8 protein-coding genes are annotated in these 8,023 nt (G+C 38.3%); 4 read left to right on the forward strand and 4 right to left on the reverse strand.

The annotated features are described in order from the left end of the window. Positions 1-426, reverse strand: a 426-nt coding sequence (locus FWE37_08335) for a tagaturonate reductase (protein ID MCL2520986.1), incomplete at its 3' end; no start/stop codon positions are given. Between the two features lie 86 nt (positions 427-512). Beyond that, entirely contained in the window at positions 513-1,310 is a 798-nt protein-coding gene (locus FWE37_08340; GenBank protein ID MCL2520987.1) for a hypothetical protein, read from the reverse strand. Positions 1,311-1,775: 465 nt separating this feature from the next. Between FWE37_08340 and FWE37_08345 the strand changes: the two genes are divergently transcribed. The 3 genes from FWE37_08345 (at position 1,776) to FWE37_08355 (ending at position 3,594) form a co-directional block, all read left to right on the forward strand. Continuing rightward, positions 1,776-2,198 (forward strand): hypothetical protein, encoded by a 423-nt coding sequence (locus FWE37_08345; GenBank protein ID MCL2520988.1) that lies wholly within the window; start codon positions 1,776-1,778, stop codon positions 2,196-2,198. 142 nt (positions 2,199-2,340) lie between these two features. After that, positions 2,341-3,243: a magnesium transporter CorA family protein gene (locus FWE37_08350; protein ID MCL2520989.1), complete on the forward strand. Its 903-nt coding sequence runs from the start codon at positions 2,341-2,343 to the stop codon at positions 3,241-3,243. A gap of 66 nt (positions 3,244-3,309) precedes the next feature. Next, complete coding sequence (locus FWE37_08355; GenBank protein MCL2520990.1) at positions 3,310-3,594, forward strand: hypothetical protein; 285 nt, start codon at positions 3,310-3,312, stop codon at positions 3,592-3,594. Positions 3,595-3,600: 6 nt separating this feature from the next. On the opposite strand, the gene FWE37_08360 is transcribed toward FWE37_08355, so the two are convergent. After that, entirely contained in the window at positions 3,601-4,002 is a 402-nt protein-coding gene (locus tag FWE37_08360) for a rhodanese-like domain-containing protein (GenBank protein MCL2520991.1), read from the reverse strand. Positions 4,003-4,281: 279 nt separating this feature from the next. Here FWE37_08360 and ileS point away from each other — a divergent pair, with 279 nt between their 5' ends. After that, positions 4,282-7,419, forward strand: coding sequence for an isoleucine--tRNA ligase (gene ileS, locus FWE37_08365; GenBank protein MCL2520992.1), 3,138 nt, complete (start codon positions 4,282-4,284; stop codon positions 7,417-7,419). 68 nt (positions 7,420-7,487) lie between these two features. On the opposite strand, the gene FWE37_08370 is transcribed toward ileS, so the two are convergent. Further along, the coding region (locus FWE37_08370) for a hypothetical protein (protein MCL2520993.1) at positions 7,488-8,023 on the reverse strand (536 nt) is incomplete at its 5' end.

An 8,023-nucleotide genomic window follows, 5' to 3' on the forward strand; every position in this document is an offset into this window, starting at 1 on the left:
CAAAAAGCGGGCCAGCTTAGCCGGGTAACTTTTGGGCGGTTTATCGGTGTAATTAATGCCTTCTTCGTAAACAATACCGGCCTCTGTGGTGTTACTAAAGATAAACCTTAAAGTAGGGCTGGCCGCTATCTTTAAAAAGTTATCATAGTCATCGTTAATAGAAATTTCGCTATTAACAGATTGAATAAGCCTAAAATCTTCCACCGGTTCGTTTTTTTCGTTTAAACCCCTAATGATGGTGGTGTAAAGGCCCGACTGGGTATTTAAAGACGGCATAGCGCTTGAGATAGGGCGGGCCACGATAACGCCGGCATCTAGGCCTTGTTTTTCATTTAAAATATCTAGCTGCCAATCGATAAAACAGCGTAAAAAGTTGCCTTCACCAAATTGAAGCACACGGTTTGTATAATTTTTTGTTCTTTGCATAGTTGAATTTTGCCTCCGTTAATAATTATAGCACAGGTATGGCATTTATTGGAAGAAAAAAGAAAAATTTTTCGCGTCTAATTATATTATGTAGCTTCAAGTTTTTTATTTTCTTGCTGCTGTAAAAACGAACCACTCAAATCTAATGCAAGTCGTTCTTGTGCCCGTATATTACAGTAAGCATCGTAATCCCATTCCAATGTCGTATCCCATAAACCATTTTCCACTTCTACAATAAGTTTATCTATATGCTCTTTAATAGGTTCTCCTGTTGAGTTATCAAAATAACGATCGTTTATTAATCCCCCTATAAAAGCGTTTATAGCTCTATGTTCGCCATGAGTAAAATTATTAATCCAATCTTGTGGATAGTTTAGTTTATCCTTGTTCCGTTTTGTTTTAGCAAATACAGTTTCAATGTATTTTTTAGCTATATTCCGTATTGTCTTAATTTTCGCATTTTCTGTAAAATATGTATCAACATCTGCATAAAATAAGTGGTCGCAATACCCATTATTAATTTGCAATTCCATACTTTCAATTTCAGTCTTATCAATTTTTTTTGATGAAAATCTTATATTTCTAATATCAAAATTATTTCCTATAGAGTTTTCAACAGGAACACCTAACTTATGAAGACAAACTAATATTATTCTCTTTTCCGTAATATTTATTTTGTTATTAAAATCATTTTGAGCAATACAATAGGTCTTTCCGTCTTTTGCATACTCTTTAATTATATCTAAACCTTTCTTTGCAATTTTTCGTACACCTTTCATCTTGCTTTCTTTCTTCCAAGAGACAAAAAAAGCTCCAAAAAAAGTTCCTATAAATCCGCCTATAAAAGCTATTAATATCGAAATAAGAATTAAATTTATATCCATACTTTTACCTCTTAACGTTCATGATATATTATTTTCATAATATATACAACTGCGTAATTTATATGGTTAACAATTATCTTAACATTTAGAGAGAGTGAAATAAATTAAACAAAAATCATCTCCAAACCTTGACAACAGCCCTAAAACTTATTATACTACCCCTATAAAAACTTAGGTTGGCGGGTGGCCAACCTAAGAAATGTAAACTATATTTCTAATATAGCTTTTCGAGTGCTAATACGAGCAAGAATGCAGCAAACAGTAATGCTCGTATTAGTGTTTTTTCACTTATACACATTTTTTACACCTCCTTACACAAAACCTTAGGTTTTGATTGGGTTTTTCCCTTGTAATTTGGCATTTCTGTTTACCAAAGCCTTAAGGCTTTCTTATTCAGAACTATAGCTTTATATAACTTTTCTGTCAAGGATAAAAGTTTGTAATACTTTTTGAAAGAGGTTACCAATGGACGCTAAAAAACAAGAACTCCTCGAGCTTTACCGTATAATGGTAGAAAGTAGTGCCAATAATGAAAATAAACGTCTTAAAATGAATATGCTTTATACCACTTTAATTGTAGGTATTTATGCTTTAATGGGCCTAAATGAAGGCGGTAATATATATTTGCCCCTTATAGCTATAGCCATAGCCTTTATTTGGGGGCTTACTATTAATCATTACCGTTTGCTGGCACAAGCTAAATATGATGCCGTTATTCTAGAGTTAGAAAAAGCCTTTGAAATGCCAATTTTTGCTAAAGAGTGGGAATATTTAAAAAAACATTCCCCAAAACTTGAGCTAACTAAAATTGAAAGATTATTACCGTTGATTATTATAATTTTATCGACAATCATTTTTATGATAGAAGTTATTCAGATTTTACTGTAATAAAGAAAAATAACCATTTATTTTCATGTGGTTCGTGCCGCACAGTCAAAACCTATAGTCTTGTGTGGTAGTTTTGCAGCATTTTCTATAATCTATTAATGACAATCCCTCCATAATTTTGTATATTATAACCGGAGCAGTTATGATTTACACAAAAAGCCTAAAAATTGCCGGTATCAAGCGCGATTGGTATCATATAATAGAGCCCAGCGAAAACGAACTTGCGGGCCTTAGCAATCAATACAACCTTGATATTGAACTACTAAAAGACGTAATGAACCCCGACGAACTTTCGCATTTCGAGCTAATAGAGCAGGGTATTTTTATTATTGCCCGGCTGGCCACCCATAGCCCGCACAGCAGGCTAAACTACAACGTTGTGCCTTTAGGTATTATTTTAGTGCAAGACAAAATTTTAACTGTTTGCAGTAAAGAAGTAAGTGTTTTTGATGAACATTTTAGGGGGCCAATCCTTAATACCGATAGCGAGCTGGCCTTTATCTTAAGTATTATGCTGCGCAATAGCTATGAATATTTACATTTTTTAAAAGGTTTAAAAAAGCAGATAGATGATATAGAAAAAACTTTACATCAAACTCATTCCGGTAACGAGATTGTGGGGATACTGCCCATTAATAAATCGTTACAATATTATATAACGGCCTTACAAAGTAATGATGGCTTAATGGAAAAACTTAAACGCAGTCGTTATTGGGTGTGGAGTGAAGATGAAGTTAGCTTGCTAAACGATATTAATGTGGAGAATAAAGAGGCTACCGAGATAGCCACCATTTATGTACGGCTGCTTAAAACTTTAATCGATGTTTTTGGTATTGTTATTAACAACGATTTAAACTCTATCATGAAGAAATTAGCCAGTTTAGCTTTGCTTATTGCCATTCCCACCAGCATAGCCAGCATTTATGGTATGAATGTCGATTTACCGATGGAGCACTACGGTTTGGCTTTTCCCATCTTAATGGGTATAGCTTTAAGCCTTACCGGTATCGCCATTTTTATCTTAAGAAAACGTAAATATTTTTAGCCGCTCGCGGCCGTTAAGTAAGAGGTCAATTAATTAAAAATATAAAGATTAAGAACCAGTGATGTTATGGAAAAAGTTATAACTATTACCAAAATAGTTTTTAAAATTTTAGCAAATGATTTATGTAAGGAGGATTGGGGAGGGAAGAAAATGACCATAAATAAAGACAAACCAGCAAGCGGGGTTACAAGTGAAACAACAAGCCCTAATAAAAATCTGGTTACAAGCATAAATTCCGGTACATCTATAAGCGCAAAAAGTTCAAACAACGTTGAAGCTATGACTGTCGCTGCAATGGTAATAATTGATAAAATAAGAAACTTTTTCATAAAAATATCACTTATACATTAGCAAAAATTATTGCTGCAAATTTGTAGGCCAGCCATTAATTCCGCCGGTATCGTAAACACGGGTATAGCCAAGATTCTTTAAAGTACGCGCTGCCTGTGCCGATCTATTGCCAGAGGCGCAGTAAATAAAGATAGCTTTATCTTTATGCGGTAGTTCATTTTCAGCACGGCCGGCCAGCTCATTAAGAGGGATAACGCTAGCGCCTCTAAGATGTCTTTGGTTAAATTCGGCTAAAGAGCGCACATCAAGTAAGATAAAATTATCATCGCCTAATTGGTTCATTATTTGTAAGGCGGCTTCGGGAGAGGTTCGGCCGCCGGCGTTGGAAACTGCTCTAAAAAGCCAAAAAGCAAATACTAATAAGACAATTACCAGTAAAAAACCGTTACTACCTATAAATTTAAACATTTGTTAGTCCTTAGTAATATTTTATAATTATTTCTAAATAGTGTCAATATAATTTAGCCGTTAAGTAGGTTATCACTAAATACGTTTCACTAGACAGAATATACATTATCAGAAGTGAAGAGTTGTATTCGTCTAAGGCTATTAAAGCTCAATTTTTTTACGTTTTAAGTTATCGTGGCTTTAGTTGCTCACTTTAGCTTTGTTTTTTCATTTTGCTAGCTCGTTAAAAGCCGGCGGCGGCCTTGCCATAAGTTGTCTTTTTTGCTAAGCTAAGCTATTATGTATAAACCAGTAAACAACAAAGCCGATTTTGCCGGCCAAGAAGAACAAATTTTAGCGTTTTGGCAGCAAAATAATATCTTTAAAAAATCTATAATAAATCGTGATAATGCACCAAATTATATTATGTACGATGGTCCGCCGTTCGCTACCGGTCTGCCGCATTACGGCCACCTTGTGCAAAGCGCCTTAAAAGATAGTTTTGGCCGTTACCAAACTATGCGCGGCTTTAAGGTAGAACGGCGTTTTGGCTGGGATTGCCACGGTTTGCCGGTAGAAAACGAGGCCGAAAAAGAGCTTGGCCTTAATGGGAAGCCCGATATTGAGGCCTATGGCATTGCCGAATTTAACGAAAAATGCCGCAGTGTGGTGCTAAAATACGCCGATGAGTGGCAAAATTATATTAACCGTTTGGGCCGCTGGGTAGATTTTGATAACGATTATAAAACAATGGATTTGTCTTATATGGAATCTATCTGGAGTGTCTTTAAAGAGTTATGGGATAAAAATTTAGTTAAAGAAGGTTATTATATATTACCTTACTGCCCGCGCTGCGGCACCATCTTAAGCAACCACGAACTTAATATGGGCGGCTACAAAATGGTAACCCAGCAAACCGTTACCGTGCGTTTTAAGGTAGATGGCCCCGCTAACACTTACCTACTGGCGTGGACGACTACCCCGTGGACATTACCCAGCAACCTTGCTTTAGCCGTTGGCGGCGAGGTAGAATATGTTAAAGTAAAAGATAATAAAAATGATGAATATATTTTAGCTAAAAGTCGCCTGTCTCATTACTTTAAAGATGAAGGCAACTATCAAATTGTGTGGCAAGGTATGGGTAGCGAGTTAGTGGGTTTAACTTACCAACCGCTTTTTAATTACTTTGCCGGCTTAAAAAATGACGGCGCCTTTCAGGTACGGCTTGGCCACCATGTCAGCGATAGCGACGGTACCGGTATTGTGCATATTTCACCGGGTTTTGGTGAAGATGACTACCTTATTTTAAAGGACAGCGGCCTGCCCGTTCTTTGCCCGGTAGATGGCGAATGCAAGTTTACTGCGGAAATTCCCGATTATCAGGGCCGATTTGTGAAAGATTGTGATAACGACCTTACCAAATGGCTGGATAGCGAAGGCAAACTCTTTACTAAAGAAAGTTACACCCATAACTATCCGCACTGCTGGCGTTGCGAAGCTCCGCTTATCTATCGGGCTATCGGCAGCTGGTTTATTGATGTGCCTAAAATCAAGGCCGATATGTTAGCCGCCAATGCGCAAATAAAATGGATACCGGCTCATTTAAAAGAAGGCCGCTTTGGTAAATGGCTGGAAAATGCCCGCGACTGGGCCGTAAGCCGTAACCGTTTTTGGGGCAACCCTATCCCGGTTTGGACCTGCGAGGCCGGCCATCGTGTAGCTATCGGCAGTGTTGCCGAACTAGAAAAACTATCGGGCCAAAAACCTGATGATTTACACAAACATTTTGTCGATAAAATTACTTTCACCTGCCCGGAGTGCGGCAAAACCATGACCCGTATCAGCGAAGTTTTTGATTGCTGGTTTGAAAGCGGCAGTATGCCTTATGCCCAAGTTCATTATCCCTTTGAGCATAAAGACGATTTTACCCAGAATTTTCCGGCCGATTTCATTGTGGAAGGTATCGACCAAACACGCGGCTGGTTTTATACCCTTACCGTGATTGCTGCCGCCCTCAAGCAAAGCCCGGCCTTCAAAATGGTTATAACCACCGGCCTTGTGCTGGCTGCCGATGGTCAAAAGATGAGTAAAAGTAAACGTAATTACACCGACCCGCTGGAGATTGTCCATAATTACGGCGCCGATGCCGTGCGTTTTTACCTTATCGCCAGCCCATTAACACGTGGCGAAGACCTGCGCTTTAGTGATGACGGCGTGCGTGATGTATTAAAAAGTGTGCTTATCCCATTATGGAATGCTTACAGCTTTTTTGTAACTTATGCCAATATTGATGGCATTAAAGTTGATAAAACTCAGGAAAATCCGAGCCATATCCTTGATAGTTGGTTGTTAAGCAGCTTGCGCGGTTTAGTGAGCGAGCTTACTGTTTATACCGATAACGGCGAGGTGCAAAAAAGCTGCGAAGCTATTACTAAGTTTATCGATAATTTAAATAACTGGTACATTCGCCGCAGCCGCCGCCGCTTTTGGAAGAGCGATAACGACAGCGATAAATTACAGGCTTACAGCACTTTACACACCACCTTGCTTACTTTATGTAAATTGGTAGCTCCTTTTATGCCTTTTGTAAGCGAAGAAATTTATCAAAACCTCAAGCCGGCTGTTGCTGCCGAAAGTGTGCACCTAACCCATTGGCCTGCCTTAGAAGACGAGCTGCGTAACCTAGATTTAGAAAATAAAATGAAGCTAACTATGAAGACGGTAGCCATGGGTCATAGTTTACGTAACAGTCATAACTTAAAGAATCGCCTGCCTTTACAACGTTTATTTTTGGTAACTCGCAGTGATAAAGAACGTGCTATCTTGCAAGAAATGCGCGATATTATTGCCGAAGAATTAAATATCAAAGAAATTAAAATAATGGCCAACGAAGAAAACTTGGTAAACTACAGCGCCAAAGCTAACTTTAAAATATTAGGCAAACGGCTGGGCGGCGATATGAAAGCGGCTGCTGTGGTGATAGAAAAACTTAGCGATGAACAAATAGTAGCCCTTTTAGCAGGCGCTAAGTTAATGCTAAGTTTTAATGGCTCGGAAATTACCGAACTAGAACTTACCGAAGCCGATATTATTGTAACCCGTACCGAGAAAAGTAATTTAAAAGCCAGCAGCGAGGGCAGCTTAACGGTAGCCTTAGATACCGAAATTACCGAAGCCCTGCGCACCGAAGGTATGGCGCGTGATATAGTGCGGGCCATACAAAACCTGCGTAAGGAAAGCGGCTTTGATATTGCCGACCGTATTACCCTTACCATCTTTGGCAGCGATAAAGTAAAGGCCGCTTTTACCGGTTTTACCGAGCTTATTAAAGCCGAAACCTTAACGGTTAGCGCTAATTGGCAGCAGGCCGATAACTTAACGGCGGTAGAGGCCGGTGAAGAAGAGGCTTTTATTGCTATTAAGCAAGTTGCGGTATAAATGAAAAAATATGCTTGTAAAGTAATAATTAATAATTAATAATTGAAAGAGGCAAAAGTTTTTAATTCCTAATTATTACTTTTTAATTCGGCCGCTTCTATCCTTTTAGCTACTTTTTCTCTAAAGCCGGCCGGAGGTTCTTCGCCGTCTAACATCTGTTTAAAAGCCCCAGTTAAATAATCCATATTAAGCCAATCTTCGTCGTCATCATTAACCGGTTTGGCGTTATTATTAGTTTCTGCTACCGGCTTGGCTTGATGATTGTTCTTATCCTCCGGCTTAGCTTTAACAGAGCTTGGGGCAGGTTTAGCTTTGTTATTCACTTTGACCGGAGGTAACTTCATTTCATCCTCATCATTATCGTCTTCATCATCAGCTTCTTCTTTGGCTAAGTAATCAAACAAAAATCTTAAAGCTTTACCATGCCGGTTATTGTAAGCTTCTTCTAATAAAGTATAAGCTAACGCTAAATACCCATCTTGTTCCTCTACCGGCCTTAAGTGAGTGTTCATGGCTATTTTTAAAGCTTTATCAAATTTTTTACTCATCTCTTCATCTTTAAGTAAATAATCGATAATGTGTTTAAGGCTTTTCCAGTCGCCTC

The sequence above is a fragment of the Spirochaetaceae bacterium genome (assembly GCA_009784515.1).
Lineage (GTDB): Bacteria > Spirochaetota > Spirochaetia > WRBN01 > WRBN01 > WRBN01.

Bases quoted from the DNA above. Each gene is read 5' to 3' on its own strand.
- FWE37_08350 (MCL2520989.1), top strand. From the start codon at position 2,341: ATGATTTACACAAAAAGCCTAAAAATTGCCGGTATCAAGCGCGATTGG.
- FWE37_08360 (MCL2520991.1), bottom strand. From the start codon at position 4,002: ATGTTTAAATTTATAGGTAGTAACGGTTTTTTACTGGTAATTGTCTTA.
- ileS (MCL2520992.1), top strand. From the start codon at position 4,282: ATGTATAAACCAGTAAACAACAAAGCCGATTTTGCCGGCCAAGAAGAA.
- FWE37_08340 (MCL2520987.1), bottom strand. From the start codon at position 1,310: ATGGATATAAATTTAATTCTTATTTCGATATTAATAGCTTTTATAGGC.
- FWE37_08355 (MCL2520990.1), top strand. From the start codon at position 3,310: ATGGAAAAAGTTATAACTATTACCAAAATAGTTTTTAAAATTTTAGCA.
- FWE37_08345 (MCL2520988.1), top strand. From the start codon at position 1,776: ATGGACGCTAAAAAACAAGAACTCCTCGAGCTTTACCGTATAATGGTA.